The organism is Prochlorococcus marinus XMU1402, assembly GCF_017696205.1.
Lineage (GTDB): Bacteria > Cyanobacteriota > Cyanobacteriia > PCC-6307 > Cyanobiaceae > Prochlorococcus_A > Prochlorococcus_A marinus_AC.
Genome location: NZ_JAAORD010000001.1, coordinates 663,252 through 687,543, shown reverse-complemented (window position 1 = coordinate 687,543; position 24,292 = coordinate 663,252). Strand labels below are relative to the sequence as shown.

Genomic DNA, 24,292 nt, shown 5'->3' with positions numbered 1-24,292 from the left:
AAAAAGGAGGAAATAAATTCCCCCATTTAAATGTTTGTCTTACGATTTATTTACCGATTCTTTTTACAGCAGCTCTTGATTTCTCAAGAATATCGCCTTTCAAAGGGACAAATCCTAGTGATGGAGCTTTATCTTGATACTCATCACTTAACAATGTATTAAAGGCTTGTTTGATAGCTTTAGTGTTTCTACCATTACCTTCTTCATAGGCAAGTATCCACGTTAATGAAGCTATAGGATATGCTCCTTTTGCAGTTGGATTAGGATTTTTACCCGCAAGATTTTCATCTAAAGTAATGCCATTAAGAGCTTTTGCTCCTGCCTCAACTGTAGGCTTTACATATTCTCCAGAAAGATTCTGAAGTGCAGCAGCTTTAACATTACCTTTTATATAAGACTGGTTAACATAACCAATTGCGCCAGGAGTGTTTTGTATAACTCCAGCGACACCAGAATTACCTTTTGCACCAACACCTGCCGGCCACTTAACTGATTTACCAGTTCCTAAAGTCCAAGTTCTTGAAAACGCTTCCATGGAGTTTGTAAAGGCTTTAGTTGTACCTGATCCATCAGAACGATGGGTCCAAGTCAATTTCCCTGGTTTACAACCTAATTCTTTCCAATCTTTAATCATTCCCATAGCAACTTGTACTGCTTTTTCTTGGGAAAGTTTCAAATCACAGTCGTAGTTATAACCGAATGCAATAGTACCTCCAACCATAGGTATCTGTACTAGTCCTCTAGTAACTTTTGCTATATCTTTATCTTTCATGGGATCATCAGAAGCACCAAAGTTTACAGTCTGATCAATAAATGCTTTTCTTCCAGAACCAGAGCCGACAGCTTGATAATTAACTCTTGGGCCGCCAGATTTTGCTAGATCAAAAAACCATCGAGTGTAAATTTTGGCAGGAAATGATGCTCCAGCACCACTTAATCTTGTTTTTGCCGAAACACTTGTGCCAGCAGCAATGGCAACTACAGAAGTAAAGACCAAAGCTTTCTTAGCTATGTTCATTGATTTCATGAATTAACGAAAGACAACATATTTATAGCACTTAACATGAAAACAAATACTCTTTAATTTAAAGTTTATCTTTAAATTAATTAGTTCTTAACCATTACTTAAACTAAATCTTGATTAGAGCTTTTTCGTTTGGTTTTGAAAATATTTAAAAATAAAATTAGGTTAATTTTTAACTTTTGTACGAGAAAATTAAAAAATTTTTTTTATTTACTTTAAGAGCAGTTTAAGTTCTTTTTAAATTTACCTTTTTACTTTATTTCTTATCCGTTTCTTAACCTGAATTCGTTCTCATAAGTTTGGATCAATATCCATTTTTACGTGTTGAGGTTTATGAAACTTTTTCAAAAATTAATTGCTGCTCCTGCAATCATTTCAATTGCTTCAGGATTTGCAGTAAATGCTGCTGAGGTCAATACATATGATCTTAGCGATTATTCAAACTCTAACAATCTAGTATCTTTAAGTGATTTCAAATCTGATACTTTATTTCCAGGAGATTGGGCTTACGATTCTTTAAAGGATCTTACAAATAGTCCAAGATTCAATGGTAACTCTGTCTCTCGTTTAGAAGCTGCTGCTGAATTAAATAATCTAATTGCAGGCGGTGAAGGCTTGATGAATGAAGCTGCAATAGACAGGTTAAGTGATGAACTTGGTTCTGAGTTAGCAATTATGAAAGGAAGAGTGGATGGCCTCGAAGCTCGTGTTAATGGAATTGAAGCTGCAAGTTTCTCAGAAACTACAACGGCGTCATTCGGTGCTAACTTCTTCGCTGGTATCAGTTATGACGATGACGGTGGTAACGATCGTGATGACAACTTAGGAGCAGGTTATGACTTCGGCATGAAATTAACTACAAGTTTCACTGGTGAAGATAATCTTGAAATTAAATTCGATACTGGTAATTCTGACGCGCCAGGTATTGATGAGTTTGGTGGAGACACTATAGCTGGTGAAGCTTTAAGACTTGACGAGATCTCTTATAAATTCCCACTTGGTGATAAGACAACAGTTATGGTTGGTGATGACATAGGTGGTGGTAAATTGTTCACCAAGGCTTGCACTTACGGAACACCTGGTGACACTCTTGATGAGTGTGGTACACCTAACGGCGACGTTGATAATGATGGCGCATACATAGGTGCTGAATATGACTTCGGTAACGGTTTAACTGCTGCTGTAGGTTGGGCTGGTGACGAAAATGACATAGCTAACGAAGAAGGTGTTGATGCTTATGGTATTAACTTCGCTTATACAGGTGATAACTATGGTGTTTCAGCAACTTACGCTGTTACTGAAGATGGAGCTCCAGTTAATGACAACATGGAGGTTGATTCATTCGTTGCTCTTAATGCTTACTACACTCCTGATTCTGAAGGACTTCCTTCAATAAGTGTTGGTTACGAAGCTGGTGAAGATGGTAGTGTTGTTGGTAACAACGACGGATTATCAAACTTCTTCGTTGGACTAACATGGCCTGAAGTTGGACCTGGTGAGCTTGGAATCGGAATGGGTACAAGAGTTAACACTGTTGAAGATACAGACGCTCAGTACATGTATGAGGCATACTACTCCTACCAAATAAACGATGGTATGACAATTACTCCATTAGTTTTCGCAAAGGATGTATCAGCTGCAAATACAGATGATATGACTGGTGTAATGGTTAAGACTTCATTCAAGTTCTAGTCTTATCGAAGTTCTTAAAATTCTACGCATATCTAAAGCCTGCAAAATTGCAGGCTTTTTTATTTCAACAAAAAAAGGTTGTGAATGTATTAAAAACAATCAAATAATTTTTACATAAATCTCAAAATTCTTCCGTCAATGGGAAGATAACTTCTATAATTGCTCCACCATCCTTATGATTAAAAGCCTTTATAAAACCTTTATTGTTATTGATTATTTTTTTTGTTATTGAAAGACCTAAACCACTTCCGCTTTTCTTGAATTTAGTCCTTGATGGATCACCTCTATAAAAACGAGAAAAAATATCATTAAATTCATTTTCTTCTAATCCAATACCTTTATCTCTAACTCTTATAACAACAGAACTATCTCTTTTGAAAATTTCAATTTGAATTTCTTCATTAGCTGGGGAATAACGAATAGCATTATCCAAAATATTTATAAAAGCTCTTTTTAAATTTTCAATATCTGCAGATATAAAATATTTTGTTGGTATCAGTAAATTTATTTTTACATCTTTCTTTTCTGCAAGAGGTTTTAAGGTTTGCCAAGATTCCATTATTAAATCTGAAATAGATATTTTTTTGTTTTTATTAAAAGATTCGCTACTTTCTAACTTGGAAAGCTCTAAAGTCTCTTCGACCATTTTTCTTAGTCTTTTAGATTCTTTCTTAAGTCTTTTAACAAGATATTTATCTTTCTTTGATACTACTGCTTCCAATCTTTCGCCTATTAAAATAAGAGATGTAAGAGGTGTTTTCAGTTCATGAGACACATCATTGATTAATTGATTCTGTCTTTTTTTTATGGATTCGATTGATAATTTACTCTCTAGCAATATTAAATAATTTTTCTTCCTTGCTCTAACAATATTTACAGAAATGGGTTCCCCCGAAATGGCGCAATCTAGGCTGATTGGGAAATCTTTTTTTCTAGAATATAGAATTTTATTTCTTACTACGTCGAGCTCATTAATATCATTAATTGCTTTTCCAATAACGTCTTTATATTTAATAAACTTAATGAGAGATAAAGCTTTCTGATTGATAAATTTTATTGTTAGATCAGATGACAAAATCATCCATCCTTGAGATGAATAATCTAACCAAGACAAAAGTTGCTGTGGTTTAACTTTATCAAATGGAAAATCAAAAATTTGTTGGTTCTTTTTTTTAGTTGATTCAATATTTTTATTATTTTTTGAAAATCCTTTAACCTTATTTTTCCATTTCTTATAAAATAAAATTAATACCTCTTGAAGTGTTTTCATTTTCACCCAAACTTATATCCAAAACCTCTTACAGTTTTCAGAAGTTTTGGCGCTGAGGGATCTTCTTCTAATTTTTCTCTAAGCCATCTAACATGAACATCTACTGTTTTAGTATCACCAATAAAGTCAATTTCCCATATTTTTTCAAGAATTAAATCCCTTGACCATACCCTTTTTGGACTTTTCATAAATAACTCTAATAATTTAAATTCTTTTGGAGATAAAGTTATTTCCCTATCAAAAGAAGTTACTCTGCATTCTTCTAAAAACATTTTTATATGATTAAACTCAATGATGGTTTGTCTTTTGTCTATATATTTCTTATTACGTTTAGATCTTCTTATTAATGCTCTTGATCTGGCAATTAATTCATTTAAACCAAAAGGTTTTGTTAAATAATCATCAGCACCAACCTCTAATCCAAGAACCCGGTCTGATTCATTATCTTTAGCACTCAAAATTAATATAGGTGTATAATTTTCTTCATTTCTTATTTTTCTGCATAACTCTAATCCATTAAGCCCTGGCAACATCACGTCAAGAATTATAAGGTCTATATCATTTCTAGTATTATCGTCAATAAATTTTGAGGCACTTAAACCATCCTTAAAAGTTAACACTTGAAAACCTTCGCCTTTCAATGATTCACATACTGTCAGCCTAATACTCTTATCATCCTCTACAAGAAGAATTTTTGAGTCTTGCAAACTTTTATGATCTTTAATAGTCATTTAAAAACCCAACAAATTAATTTTATATAATCAAATTTATTTGATGTAATTATTTCATATTTACTTTACATTCAATGCTTATTTTTTATTTGATCTTATTTGCTTTTTAATTTGTCCTTAAACCTGTTTATTTAATATAAAAATGCTTCTTTAATTTTCCTCACACAAACATATTAAAGAAGCAAACTTTTCATCTACTCCCAACCTTTTTCTGCATTTTGAATGATCCATTGTGCAAGAACCTTATCCTCTCCATCCTTCAATTTATTTTTATAACCCCTCATAAAACCAATACCTTCATTGGCAATAATTGTTATTGAATTTACATCTGCTATTCCTCTTTTTTCAAGGTCGGAAAGTTTTAATGATTTGGATCCTTTAAGAACTACTGATCCACCTCTTACATGGCAGCCTGCACAAACATTTCTAAAAATTGTTTCTCCATTTCTAATATCAGAAGCCATTAGATATCTGTTTTGCAAAGAGGTTTGAAAAATAATAATTAAAGTTATTACAGGAATAACGAATAGAAATTTAAATATTTTCATTTAATTTATTCCAACCAAAATCAATTTAGCAATTAATTCTGAATCTCGATTTATTTATTTTAATAGCTCTACTGCTACGACAAGATTACCTAATAATCCGTTCAAAATATTTAGTTGTTCTTTACTACCAAATGCTATTAATACCTGACCTGGCTGAAGTATAAAATTACCGCCAGGGTTAGTAAATAATTTTTCGTTCTCTTTTATAGCCAAAATTTTTGCCCCGCTTTTTTTACCTATTCCAAGTTCAGAAAGTGATCTTTTCTCTGCAGTTTCAAAAAGACTAATATCATTACTTAATTCAAATTCTTCAATCTCACATTCACTTCCTGCAAGTAGATCAAGAAAATCAATAGCAATAGGTCTTAAAGCCATTGATGCCATTGCTCTTCCTGCTGCGATATAAGGGCTTACAACTATACTTGCTCCAGCTAATCTCAATTTACTTGCGGCCTCTTCAGTTCCTGCTCTTGCTATTACTCTTATAGAACTTCTTATCCCTTTAGCACTTAAAACAACATATAAATTTGCAGCGTCATTAGGTAAGGTAACAACCAAACTTTTGCATTTTTCTAATCCTGCCAATTTTAAAGTCTCATCAAGAGTCGCATCAGCACAAAGCACTTCTAAACCATTTTCTTCAGCAATCTTTTTTCTATCTTCGTCACTCTCAACAACGATAATAGGAATATTTTGTGTTTTTATTTGGTTAGATATTTCCTGACCTACTCTCCCATACCCGCACAAAATTACATGATTTTCCATTTTTCTAAGAATTCTTTTAAAACGTAATTCGTTTACTCTTTGAAAATAGCCGGATTCGAATAATCTTACAGCTTTTTGAAAAGTAAATTGAATAAAGATCAATCCGCCAACAATTATTAAAACAGTTACGATCCTGCCTTCAGGACTTAAAGGTTGAACTTCTCCAAAACCAATTGTGGTTATTGTGATCAGAACCATCCATAAGCAATCACTCCATTCCCATCCCTCTGTTATTCGATAGCCAATTGCACCTAAAAAAAACAGAAAGAATAAAGAATAAATAAGACCAAACCAAGGCCTCAAATAGTCTTTAATAAAATAGAACTCAAATAATCTAAGCTTCATATCCCTTATTATCGTTAACTATTCAAAAATTTCAAAAAATTTTTTCTATTATGTTCTTAAAACTATTTATTTGTTTAAGTGAAATACATATTAAGCAGGATAATAATATTTATTTTCTTAGCTATATGCATTAAACAAATGATTACTATCTCAGGTCTTTTTTAATGCTTCATTAAGAATTAATTTAAGGTTTTACTTGTACCGATTCAATAAGAAAATCAGAAGCTGCTTTTAACCAATCAGCAACTGTAAGACGAAGGTCAGGTTGAGAATATACAAGCGCGACAATAATTCCAACTAAGATTATTTTTACCATGGCAATTCAAATATTCTTATGAATTAAAGCACAACTATTTAGTAAAAAGAACCTTAAATTTATAAAAAATAGATTAATTAAAATTTCTCTAATTGATTAAACAAGTATTCCACTCTTCTAAGATTTACACCTAAATCTGATTGCCCTAATCTTGCTGCAGATCTTATCTGAATAATTCCTTTTGATCTATCTACATAACTTCTTACATCAAGCTTTAAAATTTCAAGGTCATCAGGAAATCTAAAAATTAAGCTCCTACAAACACCTCTCCAATAATTCCTCCCACTCTCAATGACTTCTGTACGAGGTAATCCTTCTGCCAGAGAAACAAGTTGAATGAACTTTTGATCAACATTTATTAGTTTCTTTTCTATTAAGACACTATTTAATGGATTAGTTATTGGAGCAAGACCTTGAATGGAGGAAACCATATTTTTAAAAACGATATAGATGTTCTAACCGATTTCGGACACAAAGTGAGAGGAAAAAAGTGAAGAATTTTCCAATAAATTTGATCTCTTTACAAAGATTCCTTATTTTGTGATCAAAATTCTAAAATTTGAGATTTTTAATTGTTTTTTTTGATAGATATGGTTGCCTATCTTTTTTACTAGTTAGTTTCCTAACCCAAAAAAAAACTCCTACGAACAAAAATATTTCAACAATAATTCCAATCTTTATTAGACTCATTTTCTATCCTCTTTTTTCTTGTTGGTGCCCTCAATGTATGGCACAAGAATATTTAATAACCACTTTTTAAATGAATTTAACGGTTTCATAATCTTTTTACTTGCCTTTTTTCCACAAACTCCTCCCTTTAATGAGATCCTCTATATTTGGCCAAGCTGCTATTAATTCTTTAAGTGCTTTTCTATTAGGGGTATAAGAAACACAAGATAATGCACTTATTACATAAAATACGAACCATAACTTACTCTCTGAATAAGCTAAAAACAAAGAGAAAAGAAAACTTCCAATAAAGAAAAAGAAAAATAACCTATTTAATACTTCTAATGGAGTTCTTTTAAGTCTGTAAAATTTAATCTTTTTACTATTTCCTTCAGTATCTTTCTGAAATTTACTTTCGTACGAATTAATTATTTCTTCTTCTAGAACTTTTTCATACTCTAAATTATCAATTGGATCCCTTAGATCCTTTTTATTTATCATTGGTATCTATACAATACAAATATGGTAACTAATTTAAGGTATTTTAAAAAGTATCAAATTTTATCTGTTAACTGAAGCTATACGAACAGATCATGATTTTGAAAATACTTCGAGATTGTCTTATTTATAAATGATAAATTAGTCAAAATATTTTTTTTAATTTTCCCAAGTCTTTCTGTCATTTAAAACAATCACTTCTATAAACTTCATAGCATTAATTAAATTGGGAGGCAATATCAAAATCTAGAGTTAAAATAGTTTAGAGATTTTAATAATAATCTATATGCAAAGGTATTTGATTTCCTACGAATTTACAGATGGTGAGGATCAAGAAGAAGGGGCAGAAATGCTAATTAATTGGTATGAATCAGGTGGTCCCCAAAACCGACCTGAAAACTATGAGGTTCATTCATGGATTTTTATGGTTCAAAATGGGATTGGACATTCTGTAGTGAGTGCCGATTCTCTTGAAACAATATGGAAGCAATGGCATCCCTGGAGAAGGTTAATGGATATAAGTATTCAGCCGTGTATGGATCTTGATGAGACAGTCGGATTATTCAAAAAACAAAAAATGAATACACGGATAGTCTAAAAGTATTTCTAAGTTCTAAATTTAAATTTCTCTTTAGTAGCACATAATACTACATACATATATCACTGCGTTAAAAAGGATAAGATTTACTTTCCATGATGAATGATTCTTATCACATTTACTTCAAAGGAGAAATTCTTTTCAAGAATTTAAGTAAAGATGAATTTGAATTTGTTTGGGGAAAACTTTATACATCTTATATAAATGCCCTAAATAAAGAGCTAACCTACGAATTAATTAGTGAAAACAATATTATGGAGCCGGCCTTTAATCTTGAGCCATCTTACTAAATCAAGAATTAAATCCTAGATCATGAATAAAACAAGAAAAGCTGTTTCTCTTTTATTTTGAGGTACTCTTTTTCTTCCTTAGTTATATCCAGAGCAATTTTGTTTGCCTCAATTTCGACATTTGAACTATAAATTTCATATTTTTGCTCTCTTTTAAATAGGGCGGCGATACCAATATCTGTTATGAACCAAATAAAGTGATCAGTTTCTCCAATTGGCTCCTCTTTTAAAGAGTCGATAATCAAATCACTTGTCGAATCCATTTATTTTTCTGTGAGAGAATTTTAATTGCCACCATTGCAATACCTTACCGCCTCTGAATTAGTACCACCATCTTCAATAATTTCGGCAACACATTTATTAAAAAGTTTAGACTCTTTTTTTACTGAACAGAATCCAAAAGCAATCGCAGCTAAAGCTATTGCAGATACAAAACTAGAACCAAGTTGTATAAAACCATAGGCAAACATAATGTTTTTCTTTCCAGAACATTTTTTTGAATCCTTTTTTTCTTCTGTCATGTTAAATTTTTAACTCATACAAACCTATTTGATTAATCTTATTTGGGAAGTGTTGCCATAGAGAAAACCGAATCAAGACTTAATTTAAACAGGTGAGACAAATTTTCAAAAATTCAAGTTTCCTTTTATTTTTCTTAACTTTATTTGTCAATTTGATACATCATTCAAAAATAAATTTATTATTTTTTTCTCAACACTAGTTTCTAGATAAAATCCTTTTTATAAATATAAAAGTAATGATCCCACAGTTATGACAATAGGTTTTGGTGCATTTTAAACTATATTTAAACTTTTCTTGATGAAGTATTAATACTTAAAAAGTATTCCAGAAAAGCTTGTTTTGATCATGCTCCCCGAGAGTTATCCACTTTTTTAGTGTTTTTCAACAGGGTTTTCCACAATATGTTGATTAAATTAAATCTTCTATGTGCAAAATAAAATATTTTCTCTTTTTTAAAAAATATAGCCACATTTTGTTTTAATGATAAGTAGGATTGTTTTTGTCATTTTTTTAGATTGATTTTTAAATTTATGAATAACAACAAATTTAAAAAAAATCCGACTACTGAAATCAAAGAAAAACTTAAGAAATCAAAGTTTGATTTACTTACTAACGAGAATGATTTTTTAGTTAAAAGTCTTAAAAAGGCTGGATAATCTCCTGGTTTACCAAAATGATATTTTTACAATAAATCTCTTTTATTTAAAATTTGTTCTGCTAAATACAACAATTAATCATCTTTTTAAGATTTAATATTAGTTCATTAAATATAAATTTTCTGTTAAAAATAAAAAAAATAGTACTCCCCAATAAACATTAAAAAAAAATATCCGTTATATTAATTTAATCTCAATATGAGATCAGATTAGAAATATAAACGGTAAATTCATAGGGCTTATTTTAATTATTTATTGCTTCTTTTACCTATATTTGGAAACTAGTTTCAGTTTAAAGATGAATACTCAAGAACTTAAAGTCAACTACAAAAAGCTTTTAAACAAAGCTGCCAAAGCAAACGGTCGTAAAGAAACTGTTTCCTATTTAAACCGTGCTGCTAAAATCAAGTCAAAACTTTACTCAACTTCTAAAGTAAATTGCTTCAGATGTAAAGGAGCAGGTTTTCTGAGAATTTCATTAGATGAGACTAAAACGTGTCTATCTTGCTATGGGAAGGGTTTTTTAGTTCAAGAAATTCAGCAGCTTTAAAACAATTTTATTTATTAATGAAAGATCTCATTCAAGCTCATAAAAAATTAATTAAGACAGTCAAAGAACAAATGGGGTTTTCAGATTATGGTATGTACTGGCTAGCTTTCTTAGAAGGGGGATTAACTATTTGGTTTCTGGATAGAATATTTTTCCACTGGTTAAAATTTTAATTTTTTATTAGTCTCAAAAAAAATTATTAAGGTATTAAATAAATTTATTTATCGAAACCATTTAAAAAGTTGTAGCATAGTAAAAAACCAATATGCAATTACTGGGATTAATTCTTCTACTAGCTAGTAGCTGGTACTTGTGGAAATTAACATCAAACTTTCTTGATGAACCAACAAAAAAAGAGCTGACAAATAGTTTTAATAATCTCAAAAATAAATTCTCTGAGGGGAAACAAACCTTCTCTAAAGCAAAAATAAGTGAAGCCTGGGAAAAATACAAAGAAGAAGGTGGAGCCTTATCTAAAAAAGAAAAAAGTTAGTGGACTTTTTTATTATTACAAGTCTCACTAAAGATATTTCTAGAATTGATCTAATTGGTATTTTGATTGGTCATTTAATTTTTGGTGTTGCATTGACACAGCTTTTAGATTGGACGTGGTTAAAAAACCTTATGAGTGAAGAAGATAAAGAAAGGATGCTTAAAAGTTATACATGGAAAGACCTATTAGTTGATGGAGCAATTGTTACGGTAGTTCTAGGAATAATCTTTTTGATAATTAGCATTTTTCTATAAATGAACCTAACTTACATACTTTTAGTTTTTTTAATGATATCAATTGTGATTTTCACTCAAATAATCAATTCCTCCGATAAATCCAAATAAATGACCGAAGTAACTAGCAACTCCTCAACTGGATGGTACTTAATCGCTTTGGTAAGTACTTTATCTTTTTTGGCACTAATTTACTTCGGTCAAAAAAGATAGGGAACATTTTGAAAGACCATTTTAATTCATAAAAAAACTCTGCAACTACTGGAGATGCAGAGCTTTTGATTATTAAATGATTTATTTATATAAATCTATTGATGATAAAACCTTTTTTCTTAATTAAAGAAAAAGAGACCGATGAATGTGATGAAGATACTGAATTCACGGTCCCTTTGATAACCGCATTTTTCGGTAGATACGACAATGAATCACCTCCTTTACTAATATTTTTCTAAACATAACTAAAAGAATTAAACAAGGAAAGAAATTCGTTAAAAATTTAAAAGTTTTTTAACAAATTAACGATATAAATCTTTTAAAAATAAAAATATAGATTTTACCAAGGCAAAACTTCTCCGTTGGCATGCCAAAAAGTACCCGAGTTATTTTTATTTAAAGAATCTACACGTTTTAAAAGGCCATTTGCTGATTCTTCAGGACTAATTCCATTTCGTGTAAAGCCAGTCATTCTTGTACACACTAACCCAGGATGCAAAATAGCTACATAAATATCTTCTCTTGATAAATCTATGGAAAGTGATTTTGCTGCCATTGACAAGGCTACCTTAGACATCCTGTAACCATAAGAACTTCCAGATGAATTATCTTCAATAGATCCCATTCTACTTGTGATAAAAGCAACTTTAGAAGATCTTTTTAAAAGGTGTTTAAGTGATTGGGTCATACATATTGGGCTCAATGCATTAACTTCAAATTGCCGCAAAATACTTTTTTTATCTAAGTTTTCGAAAGAATTAAATTCATAAATTCCTGCATTATGAATTAAGCAATCTAAATTAACTCCAGATAGTTTTTTACACAAATTTGTTATCGACTCATTAGAAGAAATTTCTATATTCTCTTCAATTCTCACACCTAAATCTCTAAGTTCTTTTGAAGCTTTCCTACACGTTGCAATTACATTATCTCCCCTCTTATGAATTTGCCTACATAGTTCTAATCCAATACCCCTATTTGATCCTGTAATTAGATAAGTAGACATCTCTAAATTAAAAAATAAAAAATTAATCTAAACCCAAATATAAAAGAAAACGAACGAGAAAAAGAAAAAATTTATAAAATTCCTTATTAGATTTTTTAAGGTTATTATGGTTAAAGAACTTTAAAAGATTTTATAAAAGAAAGCAAAGATATTTTTATCATCAAAATTTAATAAATGGAAATTTTCAATCAAGAATTTATACAGCAGATTATTAGGTTAACGTGGAGAAATCCTGCTTTCATGGCCATAGCTATTGCGTTAGTTTGGCTTATCCCACAATTATTTATCAGAAAAATAATGGAAAAAAAATATGAAAGAAGAAAAATAGAAATTCAGAAAAATAAAATTCAGAAGCTTTACCCAACTAATACTCCTAAATAAGATTTTTATTTTAAGATGATCTAATGAATCAAAAATACTTTTTGCATCTAAGTAAAATATGACCTACAAAATAATTAGAATTGATGGGAAAGATGACGAATTAACAGCTCAAAGTTTTGATAAGTATTCAGATGCGTACGATTTGTTAGAGGAACTATATGGAGATTTATGTTGTTCAGATGCTGATTATGGAGACATAACCTATTACGATATTGTGGAAAATAATTTAAAAATTATTAATGGAGAATAAAAAATGGGCTCCCTCCCAAGAAGAAAATTTAGGGGTAATAACGAGTGTATATGAATTCATTAAAGAAGAACTTTCGGAACTTCAAAAAGAAACTGGATGTCCCGATTCATTTATTTATGATTTCATTGGCAAGATTCAGAATGAATACCATCCTGAATCTTGCCACTCGATAGTTAGAAATAACAAAAAGAAAAATTAGAAAATATTAAATCTTCAACTCAAATTTATAAAACTTCTTTAATAAAATTTGAATTTAAAATAATAAAGCATGCTCATCAGAATACTAGATATTGTACTTATCCTTGGTATGATCGCATATTACAGTTTAGTTTTGACTGGGCAAAGCAACCTTTAGTTTTTTTAACTTTTAAAAACTTCTCATGAAATGGCCTCCTACTCTTTGTTGGACATCACCAAAAACTATTAATGGTAATAGGCATTTTCAAGTTAAAGCTTATGGTGGTAAAAATGAAGATAGATGGGTTGATATTTTTCCTACCAAAAATAAAAAAGATATTAAAAGAATCTCATGGGCAAAACTAAAATCAGAATGGACTACTGGATGGTTAAGGCTCCCAAAAGATAAAGATTAATTTGTTTATGTAAACAATTATTATTAACCAGAAAACTGTAAAAAATAATACCTAATACAAAAAAAATAACTTCTAAAATTTTTAAAAAGTTTTTTTAATATGAAGCCAGAACCGAAGAAAAAACTTCCTAATAAAAAAGTTATAAGTTCAGCAAAATTTGAGGCTAAAGAACAATTCACAAAATCTGCATTAGAAAATTTAAAAACAGAAAAAGAAAGACTTGTTAATTCACTAAAAAAATCTGGAGAAATTAAAGAATCAAAAAAAAATAAATTTACATAATTAAAATTTTTTTATTATTATGATGTTTTATGGATTGAGAAATGATTGAAAAAATCTCTCTAGCAAATTCTCATTTACCTCAACTTATTGGGTTCGTACTCATGTCAATTGGTTATACACTAGGGAATAAATTTTACCTTCCAGAAATTAAACAAAAGTAATAATTTCTAGCTAAAAAAAATTAATTTAAATAAATAATATTGAAAATATATTCCTATTAAAAAAATTTTCAATAGTCCATCTAGCTTGGATAAATAAGACTTTGAAACTAATTTTTTAATTCAGTTATGACTAATCCTTAAGTATAACAGATACATAAATGTAACATTAAAGGCTATAAAAATGTGAATTCCAAAGAAATAGTAAGAATTCATACTAATTTTTTTTAAATATGTTACATTAGTTAATAATTCAAGTTAAGGTTTTCCTCTGTCAAACAAGCAGAAATAAGGAAATGTTTGATACATACAAACGTCATTTACTTTTTGGATAGTTATTGATCACAAATGAAATTAAAACATGGATGCTCTTACTAGTTTTATAGTTGTTATCATCGCAATTACAATCCAATTCTCTTTATACACTATCAAAAGGTTACAGGAACCTTTAGAACCAAATTATTTGATAGATAAAAAATCGAAAAAAATCACAAACTATATGGGTAAATTTTGGAAAAATGCCGAAATAACAAATGGCAGATTAGCTATGATTGGTTTTTTAGCTTTAATTATTAACTACGGTTTTTTTGGTTGGATAATTCCGGGATTTATTTAAGAACAATATATCAAAGATGGAAGATGAAATAAGTCTTTCGTTCAAAACAAACTCTCCTTTTAAAAAAAAAATTTTTATTATAAGAATAAAACTTTTGAGTAAATCTAATTTTGATAAAAATGGAATAGACAGCTACGGAATACATTGGCTACAATATGCTGCTTTTGCTGTTTCTAGTTTTGCAATTTTTACGACTTGGGCATTTTTTTTTGATGAGAGATTTCATAATTTCATAATGAACATTTTTAGTATCATTAACTGCAGTGGTTTTAACTGTAATGGAGCTTTATAAAATTCAATGGCTAATCCAGACCAAAAAACAATACTAATCGATAATTCCTTTGAGGAAATTAAAAATATTTGTATAAAACTTCAAAAAGATACAGATGCTTCGAATTTAGAAATAAGAAGTTTACTAAAACTAATTATGAATGAATGGGAAGAAAAGGAAAAACAAAAAAATGGCTTTGGATTCAGGTAATGTTAGCCACTTTCTAAGAAAAGTCTTAGGCATCAAATCATTTTAATATGAACAGATTTTTTAATTTAAAATTTAATTTTTATAATTTACACTTTTTTAGAAAAAAATTAAAAAGGAATGAATCTCAAATAGAAGATCCATTCCAGATTTAGCTTAAGTTTTATCTAGATTTAAATTTTATAATTTAACTCCTCTGGTGGACTGTCAATCATTAGATCCCTCCTATTCAACAAGTTAAACCTACGACTTACTTATAAAGAACGTAAATCAGTAAAAATGCTGATTTATGATTTTCTAAAATGTTTGAATTAAAGAAGCCAATTCTGGTGCATCTAATAAAAGTGCAAAAAATGTAAGCACAACTAATAAAAATATGGAAAAATAGAGCTGAATCATATTCCAAAATTACTTAAAAAAAAATTTTTAAGTTGTATAAAATAATGCTTTGTTTACATAATTAAATATCTCTACCTAGAGAAGTTTAAGTAGAGAATAATTAGGATGCTTCAGGAGACAATATCGTCCTATTTTTTTGCCAATACTCGCAACCTTTAAGTAAATGATCACCCTGTGGTATGCGTTTTTCGTATTTTGGACAGATCAAGATAGTAGCAAAAGTTTCTGTAGTGCTGTAGCGAAAGTGATTGCAAGTAATGCAAATCTTCGTTCGTTTTCGTTTTAGAGTAGATTCTTTTAGATATTCCCATTTTGATGGATTTACCTTGATCATGTTTACTGGAATTTATTAGTAACAATTTGCCAACCTCCTGAAATTAATTCATTCCATGTTTCACAAGCACACTCAATAGAATGAAGTCTTGAATTTTTAATTTGGGCTGGTTCACCTAATTCATTTGCATAGAAAAGATGAGTATATACTTTTAAGTTATTAGATAGAGATTTCTTATAACTCTCAAAAAAAATTAATAAACCACTTTTTTTGTTAAATAACCAGCCAGTTGGGGGGTCAATAAGGCTGCCACGATAAAAATAAGTCCGAACATTAGCGACTCCTGAAGTCATGAATACAATACAGTTGTACTATTAATATAAATGTACTACTCGAAGACGTCAAGTATTCCTCTTGTAATTATTTAAATACTAAAATTACTTTCCAGAAATAATCAGTCGTAAACTTCTTATTTGGTAATAGTGAATACAAGTAACTCCTTGAAAAGGAAAATACCATTGAAATAGTATCTCCAAAAGAATGCAATGTATCGAAATCCCTTCTATTTAGGATGGAACAAAGGTTGGTCTTTTTTATTTTTTTTAGAGGGCGGCATTGCAAAAATTGAAGCAAAAGGTTTTGGTATTTCTATTACAACAAAAGTTGAGAAAGGAGAATCACCCCTAGAATCAGCGGATAGATTAGTCTCGAAAGAGCAAAGGATTAGAAAATCAAGATATTATGCTTGGGTTAAATCTATTAATTAAAAAAAAATAAATTAAGCAATCCTTAAATTTCTAAAGTAATTTGTTGACAGTCAATTTAAAATAGAAAATAGTGATTTATTTTTCGTGTCCAATAAATTTTATGAATGGTGGAAAAACCACAGAAAAGTTCTAACCTATGGAGCTTTCATTATCTTGTTTGGTTTTTATTTATTTCCTGTTGTCAAAGAAGCAAAATACAAAAACCAATGTATTAAGTACTCTACTAAAGGAGCTTTAACTAAATTTAATAAGGACGATATACGAGAAACTTTACTAAAAGAAGCAGGTTTGAATATTGATGAACTAGCAAAGATTGAAGGTTATAAGAATTGCATTAATTAAAAAGTTCGCAAAAATTACGCTGAGTTTTTAAATGATTAAAGGTATGCTTAAACTTATTTTATTAATATTATTATTTGGATTTATATTAATAAGTCCAAAAACAAGATATTTGGTTGGCATAACTCTAAAAGAAATTTCTTCATTTCTTTTATGGACTGTTAAATATGAAGATAGAGAAAAATGGATTATAGATAAACCAAGTTGGATACCTAGCCAAAAACTTAAGCCATCGTATTAAATGAAGACTTATCTAGAAAAACGAATTGAATGGTATGACGATAATTATAGAAATGGTAATGCTTTAATCTCTGATAAGCAGTTCGACCAACTTGAAAAAAATTTATTAAGAACTAACCCTAATTGTGATTACTTTATAAAGAAAAATAAACTAGTTTTACCTTCATTAGAAAAGGATTCAATAGATGAATTTTTGAAAGGATTATTAGTAGATACCAAATTATTAATAGAACCGAAAATTGATGGTTGTGCTGTTGCTTTGCAATATAGGGATGGAACCTTGGAGAAAGCAATTTCAAGAAAAGGGGCAGACGTTACTAATAAACTTATTAAAGTCCAAGACATTCCCAATAATCTCCCTTTACGAGGAGTTCTTCAAGTTAGAGGTGAATTATATGCACCTAACCAAAGTCCAAATATCTCCCAGAGAATCGCTTCAAGATTTCTAAGAGCTAAAGAAGGATTTTCTGAAAGTCTTAGCTTCAGCGCATTTCAAATACTTAATTCAACACTTAACCAATATGAGTCCAAAAAGAGTCTTTCAAAGCTTGGCTTCACGATCCCTCAGGATATTTCATGCAACTTTACGAGCCAAGTTGAAGTATTTAGAAAACAATGGCTAGAAGGGAAGCTTTTTAGTAAATATCCAACAGATGGAATAGTAGTAAAAATAAATTCTAGAAAATTACAATTGATTAGAGAAAAATCAAATTTAGATTATCCTTATTGGCAAGTGGCAATAAAACGTTAATGGAATTAATACACCAGATTTTTCCTACTTGGCATATTTACTTGGATATGTTTTTGGTTGGCATTGCAACTTACGGTTTTCTAAGAATTAAGAAAAAAATAAAAACTAAATAAAGTTTTTAAATCATCCGTGGTCCTTAAGCATGGATTTAAGTTGTTCGGTATCTAATTGTTCAAGATAATTTCTCATTGCCAACCAAGATCTTCTGCTTTCTAACTTTCCACTTTGTTTAAATAAATTTGCGGAAACTTGATCTATCAATTCTTTATGAGTCATATTTATATTCTTCATCAAGTTCAATTACAACACCATTAAAAAATTCTGCTAATAATTTTGATGGGTCTTTCATAGATATCTTTCTATCTACTTTTGATAATTTCTTTTTGATTGGATTTAAGTTAGTCATACAGATTCAGGTAATTCAAGTTCTTCAAAAGTCCAACCTTCTAATTGAAGGTCATGCCATTTATCCCAAGCATTATCCAAATACATTTGAGTGGATGATTTAATTGCCATTGGCTCACCAAAATTATTTGCATAATATGTATGAGCAAAAATTCTTATACTATTTCTTGGAGATTTTTTATTCCTTATAAATAAAATTAATCTGCTGCGGTCTGGGCTAAGCAACCAACCACTTGGGGACTCATTACGATAACCGTAAGAAAAATTAGTCCAAACATTAGCTCCTCCTAAAGTCATTTCTAAATAATACATCTGTACTATTAATATAAATACATTAAAAAAATCGTCAAGTATTTTGACAAATAAATTATTTACACTGATAGAGAATAAAAACAGCTAAATTATTCCAAAAAAATAAAATACCTACCAAAGCCTGTTTTAGCAAGCATTTTGATAGGTAACACCGGATCCCCGTCAGTTCTCTGCTGCATCGACCTGGAAATGCCAGAAGAGGATTCAAAGTGGGCTTTCGTTTCCGATTACAAGATCGGTTTACTACCGCATCACGACAGTCTCCTCATGTCGAAAGAGAGTCAGATCAGAGCACATAAAGAAGAACTTAACCAAAGATCCAGTAATCTAACTCTAACTTATTTTTTTATGCATTTGGAGATGGCCAAATGTCTCTTACCATAGTTAATAAAATTTGAGCTTCATCATATCTTTCTGAATGCGTTTTACCTGTTAATAAAAATGTGACGTGAGCCATTTTTCTTCCCATAATTTCGCGAGATTTGCCATAACAATGAATATTAGAACCCTCAATTTCAGATAACATTTTAATTCTGGTTTCCATTGAGATTGGGAAATTCTTTTTTAACCCCAGTAGATTTATCATAATTGCACCTTCACAGTTCATTTTAATTTCAGGTGGCATTATCCCAGAAGAAATACAAACATATTGATCAAACTGACTTGAAGTGCAAGCTTCAATAGAGAAATGAGCTGAGTTATGTGTTCTAGGAGCTATTTCATTAATTAAAAGACCATTATCTCCATAGAAGAATTCAATAGCTAAAACTCCAACGTAATTAAGTTCATTGACTACTGAAGAGAAAATATTTATTGCAAATAAGTTCAAATCATATTCATTTGTTCCAGGTGCAAGAACCCAATCACAAACATGGTTTGATTGGAACGTCTCAACTATTGGAAAGAATCTTATCTTACCAGTCCTATCTCTAGAACCAACAAGAGCCAGTTCTTTTTCATACTCTATCCATTCTTCTATTAACCATTCATTAGAGTTATTCTCTGTTAAAAAAGAATCTAAATCTTCTTTTGTCTTTAATTTTCTGTTCCCTTTGCCGTCATATCCACCTTTATTTGATTTTGCCATTAGAGGAAAAGTCCAATTATTGATTTCCTCATCCGAGAGATTTTTAAAATCTTCAATACTTATCCATTTTGGGCAGGGAATATTCATTCTGTCTATTAATTTTTTTTGAGAAAACCTATCTACTAATGGCTTAATTGCATTAAGGCTTGGAACAAAAATATCGTTATTGCCAATTAAATTTAATTTATCAATTTTTATCCATTCATTTTCAAAAATTATTTTTTCACACTCATTAATTAATGATTTATTACCTCTTATCTTTAAAGGATCAGCTTCTATGACATGATCTGCTTTTAAACCAGCAGGATCATCACAAGATTTTGTTTGCACACATACTTCTAGATCTCTTTTTTTTGCTGCCTCAGTTAACATCAAAGCCAGTTGACCACCTCCAATTATTCCTAAGGAATAATTTTTCTTAATATCGTTTATATTTTTTTTAAAACTCATAGCATGATTTTATTACCATTTCTAATTCTTAACAACTGAATTTTTAAGGATCTAGAGCTTAGATTTTGCTAATATATAAAGTATTTAATACCAAATATTTATAAATTTTAACTAGGTAATCAATTGTGAATAAGAAAAAAATATTAGTCCCATTAGGTGATAAGTCATACGAAGTAACTCTAGAAGCAGGGATACTGAATAATATCAGCGAAGAACTTTTAAAAATTGGAATAACAAAGAATAGAAAAATACTTGTTATTTCAAATGAAGAAATATCAAATTTGTATGGAGAAAAATTTTTAAATAATTTAAATGATAATAAATTTCAGGCCGAAATGTTCCTTATCAAAGCTGGAGAATCATATAAAAACTTAAAAACCTTAAGTGAGATATATGATGTAGCCTTTGAATCTGGCTTAGATAGAAATTCAATAATTATTGCCCTTGGAGGAGGAATTGTTGGAGACGTAAGCGGTTTTGCAGCTGCGACTTGGCTGAGAGGTATCGAATATATTCAGATTCCAACAACATTATTATCAATGGTTGATTCATCTGTAGGAGGAAAAACAGGAGTAAATCATCCAAAAGGTAAGAATTTAATTGGGGCTTTCAATCAACCTAAAGCAGTTTTTATTGATCCAGAAACTTTAAAAAGTTTGCCCAAAAGAGAATTTAGTGCAGGCATGGCCGAAGTAATAAAATACGGAATAATAAGAGATAAAGAACTTTTCGAATACTTAGAAATTGAAAAAAACAAAATTGAACTTATAAATCTCAAAAATGAATATCTAATTAAAATAATTAATAGTTCAATTAAAACAAAGTCTCATATTGTTTCTCAAGACGAACATGAAAATGGTGTTAGGGCAATATTGAATTATGGTCATTCTTTTGGTCACGTTATTGAAAATTTATGTGGATACGGCAAATTTCTACATGGTGAGGCAATATCAATTGGTATGAATATTGCCGGGGAAATAGCAATTGAGAAAGGGTTATGGTCTAAAGAAGAATTAGAGAGACAGAAGAATCTTTTGAAGAGTTATGATCTTCCTACCGAGATCCCAAAAATAAATAAAGAAGACGTTCTAACAATACTTATGGGCGATAAAAAAGTTCGTAATGGCAAAATGAGATTTATATTACCGAAAGAAATTGGTGCTGTTGATATATATGATGACGTAGAAGATTCATTATTTTTAAAGTTTTTTTCTTAACGCAAACAGGTTGAATTTATATTCATTTTCTTCTCATTAAACTTTTTAAAAACAAACCACTTAAAATCACCTAAACAAACAGGATCAACGAGTCTAAGTAATGCCTCTCTTCTTAGAAGGGCATTTGATAAATCCTCTTTAATTTCTTTCTGAATCCCATAAAGTCTCTCTGCCAATCCAAGTGTCAACAAAGCCTCTCCTTGTTTAGTTATTCCGACAGTATCAAATCCAAGAGTCTCAGCATCATTAATTAAAGTTTCTATGCACACATGAGATGTTAAATCGCAATTTCCAGGAGAATCTAGGACATTATTCGTCATTTTTTGATTTTGATAAGAAACTATCGTCCCATCAGAATTCTTAGAGGTGTAGTATTTTTTGGCTTCTTTAGCGTAATCAATTATCAATAAAATACCATTATTGATTTTCCCATAAATAGCTTCTAACCATTTTGAGTTATCTACATGCCATTCTGTCGTCCATCCTTCAGAAGCATCTTCAGGTGGAATAGTGATGCCCAACTCACTTTTAGCAAGTTCAATACTTTTTCTCAATTCACTCGTGATTTGCATTTCATCAAAATATAATTTATGAGATTTTTTGTCTATAGAAACTGCTTGTCGAAGTAATTTTCCTTTTGAGAAGGTTATTCTCTCTACTGGCAAAGCATCCAAAACCTCATTTGCTAGAACTATTCCATTTATATTATTTTCCTCTACTTCATCCAAACCTTTCCATAAAATATCAATACCTAAGTTCAAAAATTCCTCCAATTTATTCTTTTGTTTTTCTACCATCCCTTCATTAGGTTCAATAATTACAAAAGAAACTTCTTCTAAAAAATTCTTGCTGTTTTCTAAAAAATATTTAATTAATCCACTCATAAAGCTTCCATCTCCAGCTCCAAATTCAATTAAAGCTAATTTCTTATTAGATAAAAAACTACTTTTGAACTGAATCAACCAATCTTCTATTTGTTTACCAACCAAAAAAGCAAAATCATCTGATAAAGAAGGTGATGTCACAAAATCTCCTCGAACGCCTAACTCAGCTTTACCGCTACCGTAATAACCATTAATAGGATCATTTAAAGCAAAATTCATAAAGTCATAAAAACTCATAGTCCCGCCCATTTTTATTATTTTTTTTACTAACCAATCTGGATTATTCGCGGGTAAGCTATTCATCGGCGAAAATATAAAGAGACAAAACTTATTTATGCTTTCAAAGATTAACTATTTATTAGGAATATTTCTATCTATATTAGTTTTAATTTCACATAAACCCGTTTTCGCTATAAATAATCCAAATCTCTTACCAGAAGAAAAAACACCAGTAATTGATTTAGCTAAAACATTAAGCCCTAATCAGAAAAAATCTTTAGAGGAAAAGCTCAACAATCTAGAAATTGAAAGTGGGTGGAAAATTAAATATTTATCTCAGTTTGAGAGTTCTCCTGGTAGCGCAATAAAAGACTATTGGGATTTAGATGAGACAAGTTTGTTGATAGTTGCAGATCCTAGAGGAGGTAATTTACTGAATTTTAACGTCGGGGAGGCTTATTTTAATTTTATGCCAAGGTTATTCTGGGTCGAACTTCAAACAAGATTTGGCAACCAATATTATGTTAAAGATCACGGTGAGGATGGTGCAGTATTAGATGCAATTGATTCAGTAAAGATTTGCCTTGAAAGAGGAGGATGTCAAGTTGTCCCTGGACTGCCCAAAGAGCAATATATATGGACTTTATGTACATCTATTCTTGGAGGGCTAGTAGCAGGTTTCGCATCTGCTCCAAGAAAAGAAGGGCAAGTCATATCAATTGGATTCTTAGCTCTTCTTTCTCCCTTATGGGGAATGTTATTTGGAATTTTTGGTTTGGCACCGATAATATCCAGAACAAATGATTTGTTACCTTTATTTAAAAATGGTTTAGCTTTTACAGCCGCAGGAATTGCAGGTTATATCTTGTCTCAAACATTATTTTCAAGATATGAAAAGCCCAAAAATACTTAAAATATGAACAAAAAATATCTAATCCTAAAAAAATTTATCTTCTTCACGAATTTCACCAGATTCTGAATACCATCGATGAGAAACATGACTTAATCCCTTTTTTTCAAACTCAATCCATGAAAAGTTAATTAGTAATTTCCCATCTTCATCAGTTTTATATCTTGGGACTACAGCAGTGTTGAAATAAATTGTTCCTTTGCTATCAATTTTAAACATCTCTCTTAAACCAAGATTTCTTTTAAGCCGGTTGTGCATATGACCAAAAATCACAAGATCAACTTTTCTTCTCTTTTGTATTTGAGAAATAGCCTCAGACAAATCTCTATCTCCCCAATCTGATGAGGGTAATTTCCAGTCTTTCCCACAAATGCTTTTAGGTTCTGAGCCTAAACCCGAGGGGCCAGCATGAGACATGATTATTAAAGGTATATCTTCGACACTCTCTTCAGAACATTTGATAATTTTATTTTTCGAATCTTGTTCGGTGATAGGTCCATAAACACCTTGAACTTCTTTAGAAAGATAATATCCGCCGCCAGAACTACATGGTCTAGCAGACAATAAATTTATTTGATTATTGAAAACTTTCAAATCCCATGCACAATATTTTTCCCCAAGAACCCGTATCTGCTTTGAGAGAGTTTCGCCTGTGGAATCTTTCCCTCTATCATGATTTCCTAAAATCACAAAAGTAGGAATTTTGATCTCATTGATTTTTTTAATTATTTTGACACTCCCATCAGAAATATCACCAACAAATAAAACAATATTTGGTTTAATGATCGATAAAACTTTCAAGTCTAATTCTGACCATTGACCATGACAGTCACCAACAATAGCAATTTTTAAATTTGTCAG

General features: G+C 30.2%; 41 protein-coding genes and 1 other RNA gene. 22 read left to right on the top strand and 20 right to left on the bottom strand.

Annotated elements, in window-relative coordinates; translation table 11 throughout:
- Window positions 1–46: 46 nt before the first annotated feature.
- Window positions 47–1,018 (bottom strand): phosphate ABC transporter substrate-binding protein PstS, encoded by a 972-nt coding sequence (gene pstS / locus HA141_RS03905; RefSeq protein WP_209117076.1) that lies wholly within the window; start codon window positions 1,016–1,018, stop codon window positions 47–49.
- Between the two features lie 339 nt (window positions 1,019–1,357).
- Between pstS and HA141_RS03900 the strand changes: the two genes are divergently transcribed.
- Window positions 1,358–2,716 carry a carbohydrate porin gene (locus HA141_RS03900; RefSeq protein ID WP_209117074.1) on the top strand — a complete coding sequence of 453 codons (1,359 nt, stop codon included), beginning with the start codon at window positions 1,358–1,360 and terminating at the stop codon, window positions 2,714–2,716.
- 121 nt (window positions 2,717–2,837) lie between these two features.
- Here the strand turns inward: HA141_RS03900 and HA141_RS03895 are convergent, their stop codons facing one another.
- The 7 genes from HA141_RS03895 to HA141_RS03870 all read right to left on the bottom strand — a co-directional run bounded on the left by HA141_RS03895 (window position 2,838) and on the right by HA141_RS03870 (window position 7,861).
- On the bottom strand, window positions 2,838–3,986 hold the full coding sequence (locus HA141_RS03895; protein WP_245157271.1) for a sensor histidine kinase: 1,149 nt from the start codon (window positions 3,984–3,986) through the stop codon (window positions 2,838–2,840).
- 2 nt (window positions 3,987–3,988) lie between these two features.
- A complete protein-coding gene (locus tag HA141_RS03890) occupies window positions 3,989–4,717 on the bottom strand; it encodes a response regulator transcription factor (RefSeq protein WP_209117070.1) in 729 nt (242 codons plus the stop codon).
- 194 nt (window positions 4,718–4,911) lie between these two features.
- Window positions 4,912–5,265: a c-type cytochrome gene (locus HA141_RS03885; protein WP_209117068.1), complete on the bottom strand. Its 354-nt coding sequence runs from the start codon at window positions 5,263–5,265 to the stop codon at window positions 4,912–4,914.
- 54 nt (window positions 5,266–5,319) lie between these two features.
- A complete protein-coding gene (locus tag HA141_RS03880; protein ID WP_209117065.1) occupies window positions 5,320–6,375 on the bottom strand; it encodes a potassium channel family protein in 1,056 nt (351 codons plus the stop codon).
- A 184-nt stretch (window positions 6,376–6,559) separates the two neighbouring features.
- A complete protein-coding gene (locus tag HA141_RS09685) occupies window positions 6,560–6,691 on the bottom strand; it encodes a hypothetical protein (protein WP_011818220.1) in 132 nt (43 codons plus the stop codon).
- Window positions 6,692–6,768: 77 nt separating this feature from the next.
- Window positions 6,769–7,122 (bottom strand): DUF1499 domain-containing protein, encoded by a 354-nt coding sequence (locus HA141_RS03875; RefSeq protein WP_025922294.1) that lies wholly within the window; start codon window positions 7,120–7,122, stop codon window positions 6,769–6,771.
- A gap of 355 nt (window positions 7,123–7,477) precedes the next feature.
- Window positions 7,478–7,861: a DUP family protein gene (locus HA141_RS03870; protein WP_209117063.1), complete on the bottom strand. Its 384-nt coding sequence runs from the start codon at window positions 7,859–7,861 to the stop codon at window positions 7,478–7,480.
- Between the two features lie 283 nt (window positions 7,862–8,144).
- On the opposite strand from HA141_RS03870, the gene HA141_RS03865 reads away from it, so the two are divergent.
- Together HA141_RS03865 and HA141_RS03860 are read left to right on the top strand one after the other, a co-directional pair.
- Entirely contained in the window at window positions 8,145–8,456 is a 312-nt protein-coding gene (locus tag HA141_RS03865; RefSeq protein ID WP_011818215.1) for a DUF3303 domain-containing protein, read from the top strand.
- 95 nt (window positions 8,457–8,551) lie between these two features.
- Window positions 8,552–8,746, top strand: a complete 195-nt coding sequence (locus tag HA141_RS03860; RefSeq protein ID WP_032520682.1) for a hypothetical protein — start codon at window positions 8,552–8,554, stop codon at window positions 8,744–8,746.
- A 20-nt stretch (window positions 8,747–8,766) separates the two neighbouring features.
- On the opposite strand, the gene HA141_RS03855 is transcribed toward HA141_RS03860, so the two are convergent.
- Entirely contained in the window at window positions 8,767–9,009 is a 243-nt protein-coding gene (locus HA141_RS03855; protein WP_209117061.1) for a hypothetical protein, read from the bottom strand.
- Between the two features lie 21 nt (window positions 9,010–9,030).
- Entirely contained in the window at window positions 9,031–9,267 is a 237-nt protein-coding gene (locus tag HA141_RS03850; protein ID WP_025890625.1) for a hypothetical protein, read from the bottom strand.
- Between the two features lie 531 nt (window positions 9,268–9,798).
- On the opposite strand from HA141_RS03850, the gene HA141_RS09680 reads away from it, so the two are divergent.
- From HA141_RS09680 to HA141_RS03830, 5 genes are all read left to right on the top strand, one after another.
- Window positions 9,799–9,924 (top strand): hypothetical protein, encoded by a 126-nt coding sequence (locus HA141_RS09680; RefSeq protein WP_257472671.1) that lies wholly within the window; start codon window positions 9,799–9,801, stop codon window positions 9,922–9,924.
- A gap of 298 nt (window positions 9,925–10,222) precedes the next feature.
- Window positions 10,223–10,474, top strand: a complete 252-nt coding sequence (locus HA141_RS03845) for a molecular chaperone DnaJ (RefSeq protein ID WP_209117925.1) — start codon at window positions 10,223–10,225, stop codon at window positions 10,472–10,474.
- Window positions 10,475–10,491: 17 nt separating this feature from the next.
- A complete protein-coding gene (locus tag HA141_RS03840; RefSeq protein ID WP_198025609.1) occupies window positions 10,492–10,647 on the top strand; it encodes a hypothetical protein in 156 nt (51 codons plus the stop codon).
- 92 nt (window positions 10,648–10,739) lie between these two features.
- Window positions 10,740–10,967, top strand: a complete 228-nt coding sequence (locus tag HA141_RS03835) for a hypothetical protein (protein WP_209117059.1) — start codon at window positions 10,740–10,742, stop codon at window positions 10,965–10,967.
- Window positions 10,967–11,221, top strand: coding sequence for a hypothetical protein (locus HA141_RS03830; protein WP_209117057.1), 255 nt, complete (start codon window positions 10,967–10,969; stop codon window positions 11,219–11,221). The genes HA141_RS03835 and HA141_RS03830 overlap by 1 nt, the downstream gene beginning before the upstream one ends.
- A gap of 532 nt (window positions 11,222–11,753) precedes the next feature.
- On the opposite strand, the gene HA141_RS03825 is transcribed toward HA141_RS03830, so the two are convergent.
- On the bottom strand, window positions 11,754–12,419 hold the full coding sequence (locus HA141_RS03825; RefSeq protein ID WP_209117055.1) for an SDR family oxidoreductase: 666 nt from the start codon (window positions 12,417–12,419) through the stop codon (window positions 11,754–11,756).
- A 174-nt stretch (window positions 12,420–12,593) separates the two neighbouring features.
- On the opposite strand from HA141_RS03825, the gene HA141_RS03820 reads away from it, so the two are divergent.
- From HA141_RS03820 to HA141_RS03785, 8 genes are all read left to right on the top strand, one after another.
- Window positions 12,594–12,800, top strand: a complete 207-nt coding sequence (locus HA141_RS03820; protein ID WP_209117053.1) for a hypothetical protein — start codon at window positions 12,594–12,596, stop codon at window positions 12,798–12,800.
- A gap of 58 nt (window positions 12,801–12,858) precedes the next feature.
- Window positions 12,859–13,050, top strand: a complete 192-nt coding sequence (locus HA141_RS03815; RefSeq protein WP_209117051.1) for a hypothetical protein — start codon at window positions 12,859–12,861, stop codon at window positions 13,048–13,050.
- Window positions 13,040–13,249, top strand: coding sequence for a hypothetical protein (locus HA141_RS03810; protein ID WP_209117049.1), 210 nt, complete (start codon window positions 13,040–13,042; stop codon window positions 13,247–13,249). The genes HA141_RS03815 and HA141_RS03810 overlap by 11 nt, the downstream gene beginning before the upstream one ends.
- Window positions 13,250–13,430: 181 nt before the next feature.
- The gene (locus tag HA141_RS03805; protein WP_079293997.1) at window positions 13,431–13,643 is read left to right on the top strand and encodes a TIGR02450 family Trp-rich protein; all 213 of its coding nucleotides are present in this window, start codon (window positions 13,431–13,433) and stop codon (window positions 13,641–13,643) included.
- Between the two features lie 99 nt (window positions 13,644–13,742).
- Window positions 13,743–13,925, top strand: coding sequence for a hypothetical protein (locus tag HA141_RS03800; protein ID WP_209117047.1), 183 nt, complete (start codon window positions 13,743–13,745; stop codon window positions 13,923–13,925).
- 519 nt (window positions 13,926–14,444) lie between these two features.
- Complete coding sequence (locus HA141_RS03795) at window positions 14,445–14,699, top strand: chlorophyll a/b-binding protein (protein ID WP_209117045.1); 255 nt, start codon at window positions 14,445–14,447, stop codon at window positions 14,697–14,699.
- Window positions 14,700–14,715: 16 nt separating this feature from the next.
- Window positions 14,716–14,991: a hypothetical protein gene (locus HA141_RS03790; protein WP_245157270.1), complete on the top strand. Its 276-nt coding sequence runs from the start codon at window positions 14,716–14,718 to the stop codon at window positions 14,989–14,991.
- A gap of 6 nt (window positions 14,992–14,997) precedes the next feature.
- A complete protein-coding gene (locus tag HA141_RS03785; protein ID WP_209117043.1) occupies window positions 14,998–15,180 on the top strand; it encodes a hypothetical protein in 183 nt (60 codons plus the stop codon).
- 496 nt (window positions 15,181–15,676) lie between these two features.
- On the opposite strand, the gene HA141_RS03780 is transcribed toward HA141_RS03785, so the two are convergent.
- Window positions 15,677–15,910: a hypothetical protein gene (locus tag HA141_RS03780; RefSeq protein ID WP_209117040.1), complete on the bottom strand. Its 234-nt coding sequence runs from the start codon at window positions 15,908–15,910 to the stop codon at window positions 15,677–15,679.
- A 2-nt stretch (window positions 15,911–15,912) separates the two neighbouring features.
- Window positions 15,913–16,203 carry a DUF1651 domain-containing protein gene (locus tag HA141_RS03775; protein WP_209117038.1) on the bottom strand — a complete coding sequence of 97 codons (291 nt, stop codon included), beginning with the start codon at window positions 16,201–16,203 and terminating at the stop codon, window positions 15,913–15,915.
- 192 nt (window positions 16,204–16,395) lie between these two features.
- Between HA141_RS03775 and HA141_RS03770 the strand changes: the two genes are divergently transcribed.
- The 4 genes from HA141_RS03770 to HA141_RS03755 all read left to right on the top strand — a co-directional run bounded on the left by HA141_RS03770 (window position 16,396) and on the right by HA141_RS03755 (window position 17,947).
- Window positions 16,396–16,617, top strand: a complete 222-nt coding sequence (locus HA141_RS03770; protein WP_209117036.1) for a hypothetical protein — start codon at window positions 16,396–16,398, stop codon at window positions 16,615–16,617.
- An 84-nt stretch (window positions 16,618–16,701) separates the two neighbouring features.
- Entirely contained in the window at window positions 16,702–16,959 is a 258-nt protein-coding gene (locus HA141_RS03765) for a Notch domain-containing protein (RefSeq protein WP_209117034.1), read from the top strand.
- Window positions 16,960–16,990: 31 nt separating this feature from the next.
- On the top strand, window positions 16,991–17,197 hold the full coding sequence (locus HA141_RS03760; protein WP_209117032.1) for a hypothetical protein: 207 nt from the start codon (window positions 16,991–16,993) through the stop codon (window positions 17,195–17,197).
- Window positions 17,198–17,947: an NAD-dependent DNA ligase gene (locus tag HA141_RS03755; RefSeq protein ID WP_209117030.1), complete on the top strand. Its 750-nt coding sequence runs from the start codon at window positions 17,198–17,200 to the stop codon at window positions 17,945–17,947.
- A gap of 123 nt (window positions 17,948–18,070) precedes the next feature.
- Here HA141_RS03755 and HA141_RS03750 read toward each other — a convergent pair whose 3' ends face one another.
- The 5 genes from HA141_RS03750 to HA141_RS03730 form a co-directional block, all read right to left on the bottom strand.
- On the bottom strand, window positions 18,071–18,223 hold the full coding sequence (locus HA141_RS03750; RefSeq protein WP_011862727.1) for a hypothetical protein: 153 nt from the start codon (window positions 18,221–18,223) through the stop codon (window positions 18,071–18,073).
- On the bottom strand, window positions 18,213–18,353 hold the full coding sequence (locus HA141_RS03745; protein WP_209117028.1) for a hypothetical protein: 141 nt from the start codon (window positions 18,351–18,353) through the stop codon (window positions 18,213–18,215). Before HA141_RS03745 ends, HA141_RS03750 begins: the two co-directional genes overlap by 11 nt.
- Window positions 18,350–18,649 carry a DUF1651 domain-containing protein gene (locus tag HA141_RS03740; protein WP_209117026.1) on the bottom strand — a complete coding sequence of 100 codons (300 nt, stop codon included), beginning with the start codon at window positions 18,647–18,649 and terminating at the stop codon, window positions 18,350–18,352. The genes HA141_RS03745 and HA141_RS03740 overlap by 4 nt, the downstream gene beginning before the upstream one ends.
- 159 nt (window positions 18,650–18,808) lie before the next feature.
- Window positions 18,809–18,993: non-coding RNA, 6S RNA (ssrS, locus tag HA141_RS03735), on the bottom strand.
- Window positions 18,994–19,010: 17 nt separating this feature from the next.
- Window positions 19,011–20,201 carry a 5-(carboxyamino)imidazole ribonucleotide synthase gene (locus HA141_RS03730; RefSeq protein WP_209117024.1) on the bottom strand — a complete coding sequence of 397 codons (1,191 nt, stop codon included), beginning with the start codon at window positions 20,199–20,201 and terminating at the stop codon, window positions 19,011–19,013.
- A 125-nt stretch (window positions 20,202–20,326) separates the two neighbouring features.
- Between HA141_RS03730 and aroB the strand changes: the two genes are divergently transcribed.
- Window positions 20,327–21,418, top strand: coding sequence for a 3-dehydroquinate synthase (gene aroB, locus HA141_RS03725; RefSeq protein ID WP_209117022.1), 1,092 nt, complete (start codon window positions 20,327–20,329; stop codon window positions 21,416–21,418).
- On the opposite strand, the gene HA141_RS03720 is transcribed toward aroB, so the two are convergent.
- The gene (locus HA141_RS03720; protein WP_209117020.1) at window positions 21,415–22,605 is read right to left on the bottom strand and encodes an SAM-dependent methyltransferase; all 1,191 of its coding nucleotides are present in this window, start codon (window positions 22,603–22,605) and stop codon (window positions 21,415–21,417) included. The two genes, aroB and HA141_RS03720, sit on opposite strands and share 4 nt — an antisense overlap.
- 31 nt (window positions 22,606–22,636) lie before the next feature.
- Here HA141_RS03720 and HA141_RS03715 point away from each other — a divergent pair, with 31 nt between their 5' ends.
- Window positions 22,637–23,434 carry a TPM domain-containing protein gene (locus tag HA141_RS03715; protein WP_209117018.1) on the top strand — a complete coding sequence of 266 codons (798 nt, stop codon included), beginning with the start codon at window positions 22,637–22,639 and terminating at the stop codon, window positions 23,432–23,434.
- A 24-nt stretch (window positions 23,435–23,458) separates the two neighbouring features.
- Here HA141_RS03715 and HA141_RS03710 read toward each other — a convergent pair whose 3' ends face one another.
- Entirely contained in the window at window positions 23,459–24,232 is a 774-nt protein-coding gene (locus HA141_RS03710; protein WP_245157269.1) for a TIGR04168 family protein, read from the bottom strand.
- Window positions 24,233–24,292 lie beyond the last annotated feature (60 nt).

Excerpts from the sequence above, each read along its gene's own strand:
- pstS (WP_209117076.1), bottom strand. The coding sequence starts at position 1,018 with ATGAACATAGCTAAGAAAGCTTTGGTCTTTACTTCTGTAGTTGCCATT.
- HA141_RS03900 (WP_209117074.1), top strand. The coding sequence starts at position 1,358 with ATGAAACTTTTTCAAAAATTAATTGCTGCTCCTGCAATCATTTCAATT.
- HA141_RS03895 (WP_245157271.1), bottom strand. The coding sequence starts at position 3,986 with ATGAAAACACTTCAAGAGGTATTAATTTTATTTTATAAGAAATGGAAA.
- HA141_RS03890 (WP_209117070.1), bottom strand. The coding sequence starts at position 4,717 with ATGACTATTAAAGATCATAAAAGTTTGCAAGACTCAAAAATTCTTCTT.
- HA141_RS03885 (WP_209117068.1), bottom strand. The coding sequence starts at position 5,265 with ATGAAAATATTTAAATTTCTATTCGTTATTCCTGTAATAACTTTAATT.
- HA141_RS03880 (WP_209117065.1), bottom strand. The coding sequence starts at position 6,375 with ATGAAGCTTAGATTATTTGAGTTCTATTTTATTAAAGACTATTTGAGG.
- HA141_RS09685 (WP_011818220.1), bottom strand. The coding sequence starts at position 6,691 with ATGGTAAAAATAATCTTAGTTGGAATTATTGTCGCGCTTGTATATTCT.
- HA141_RS03875 (WP_025922294.1), bottom strand. The coding sequence starts at position 7,122 with ATGGTTTCCTCCATTCAAGGTCTTGCTCCAATAACTAATCCATTAAAT.
- HA141_RS03870 (WP_209117063.1), bottom strand. The coding sequence starts at position 7,861 with ATGATAAATAAAAAGGATCTAAGGGATCCAATTGATAATTTAGAGTAT.
- HA141_RS03865 (WP_011818215.1), top strand. The coding sequence starts at position 8,145 with ATGCAAAGGTATTTGATTTCCTACGAATTTACAGATGGTGAGGATCAA.
- HA141_RS03860 (WP_032520682.1), top strand. The coding sequence starts at position 8,552 with ATGATGAATGATTCTTATCACATTTACTTCAAAGGAGAAATTCTTTTC.
- HA141_RS03855 (WP_209117061.1), bottom strand. The coding sequence starts at position 9,009 with ATGGATTCGACAAGTGATTTGATTATCGACTCTTTAAAAGAGGAGCCA.
- HA141_RS03850 (WP_025890625.1), bottom strand. The coding sequence starts at position 9,267 with ATGACAGAAGAAAAAAAGGATTCAAAAAAATGTTCTGGAAAGAAAAAC.
- HA141_RS09680 (WP_257472671.1), top strand. The coding sequence starts at position 9,799 with ATGAATAACAACAAATTTAAAAAAAATCCGACTACTGAAATCAAAGAA.
- HA141_RS03845 (WP_209117925.1), top strand. The coding sequence starts at position 10,223 with ATGAATACTCAAGAACTTAAAGTCAACTACAAAAAGCTTTTAAACAAA.
- HA141_RS03840 (WP_198025609.1), top strand. The coding sequence starts at position 10,492 with ATGAAAGATCTCATTCAAGCTCATAAAAAATTAATTAAGACAGTCAAA.
- HA141_RS03835 (WP_209117059.1), top strand. The coding sequence starts at position 10,740 with ATGCAATTACTGGGATTAATTCTTCTACTAGCTAGTAGCTGGTACTTG.
- HA141_RS03825 (WP_209117055.1), bottom strand. The coding sequence starts at position 12,419 with ATGTCTACTTATCTAATTACAGGATCAAATAGGGGTATTGGATTAGAA.
- HA141_RS03820 (WP_209117053.1), top strand. The coding sequence starts at position 12,594 with ATGGAAATTTTCAATCAAGAATTTATACAGCAGATTATTAGGTTAACG.
- HA141_RS03815 (WP_209117051.1), top strand. The coding sequence starts at position 12,859 with ATGACCTACAAAATAATTAGAATTGATGGGAAAGATGACGAATTAACA.
- HA141_RS03810 (WP_209117049.1), top strand. The coding sequence starts at position 13,040 with ATGGAGAATAAAAAATGGGCTCCCTCCCAAGAAGAAAATTTAGGGGTA.
- HA141_RS03805 (WP_079293997.1), top strand. The coding sequence starts at position 13,431 with ATGAAATGGCCTCCTACTCTTTGTTGGACATCACCAAAAACTATTAAT.
- HA141_RS03800 (WP_209117047.1), top strand. The coding sequence starts at position 13,743 with ATGAAGCCAGAACCGAAGAAAAAACTTCCTAATAAAAAAGTTATAAGT.
- HA141_RS03795 (WP_209117045.1), top strand. The coding sequence starts at position 14,445 with ATGGATGCTCTTACTAGTTTTATAGTTGTTATCATCGCAATTACAATC.
- HA141_RS03790 (WP_245157270.1), top strand. The coding sequence starts at position 14,716 with ATGGAAGATGAAATAAGTCTTTCGTTCAAAACAAACTCTCCTTTTAAA.
- HA141_RS03785 (WP_209117043.1), top strand. The coding sequence starts at position 14,998 with ATGGCTAATCCAGACCAAAAAACAATACTAATCGATAATTCCTTTGAG.
- HA141_RS03780 (WP_209117040.1), bottom strand. The coding sequence starts at position 15,910 with ATGATCAAGGTAAATCCATCAAAATGGGAATATCTAAAAGAATCTACT.
- HA141_RS03775 (WP_209117038.1), bottom strand. The coding sequence starts at position 16,203 with ATGACTTCAGGAGTCGCTAATGTTCGGACTTATTTTTATCGTGGCAGC.
- HA141_RS03770 (WP_209117036.1), top strand. The coding sequence starts at position 16,396 with ATGTATCGAAATCCCTTCTATTTAGGATGGAACAAAGGTTGGTCTTTT.
- HA141_RS03760 (WP_209117032.1), top strand. The coding sequence starts at position 16,991 with ATGATTAAAGGTATGCTTAAACTTATTTTATTAATATTATTATTTGGA.
- HA141_RS03755 (WP_209117030.1), top strand. The coding sequence starts at position 17,198 with ATGAAGACTTATCTAGAAAAACGAATTGAATGGTATGACGATAATTAT.
- HA141_RS03750 (WP_011862727.1), bottom strand. The coding sequence starts at position 18,223 with ATGACTCATAAAGAATTGATAGATCAAGTTTCCGCAAATTTATTTAAA.
- HA141_RS03745 (WP_209117028.1), bottom strand. The coding sequence starts at position 18,353 with ATGACTAACTTAAATCCAATCAAAAAGAAATTATCAAAAGTAGATAGA.
- HA141_RS03740 (WP_209117026.1), bottom strand. The coding sequence starts at position 18,649 with ATGACTTTAGGAGGAGCTAATGTTTGGACTAATTTTTCTTACGGTTAT.
- HA141_RS03730 (WP_209117024.1), bottom strand. The coding sequence starts at position 20,201 with ATGAGTTTTAAAAAAAATATAAACGATATTAAGAAAAATTATTCCTTA.
- HA141_RS03720 (WP_209117020.1), bottom strand. The coding sequence starts at position 22,605 with ATGAATAGCTTACCCGCGAATAATCCAGATTGGTTAGTAAAAAAAATA.
- HA141_RS03715 (WP_209117018.1), top strand. The coding sequence starts at position 22,637 with ATGCTTTCAAAGATTAACTATTTATTAGGAATATTTCTATCTATATTA.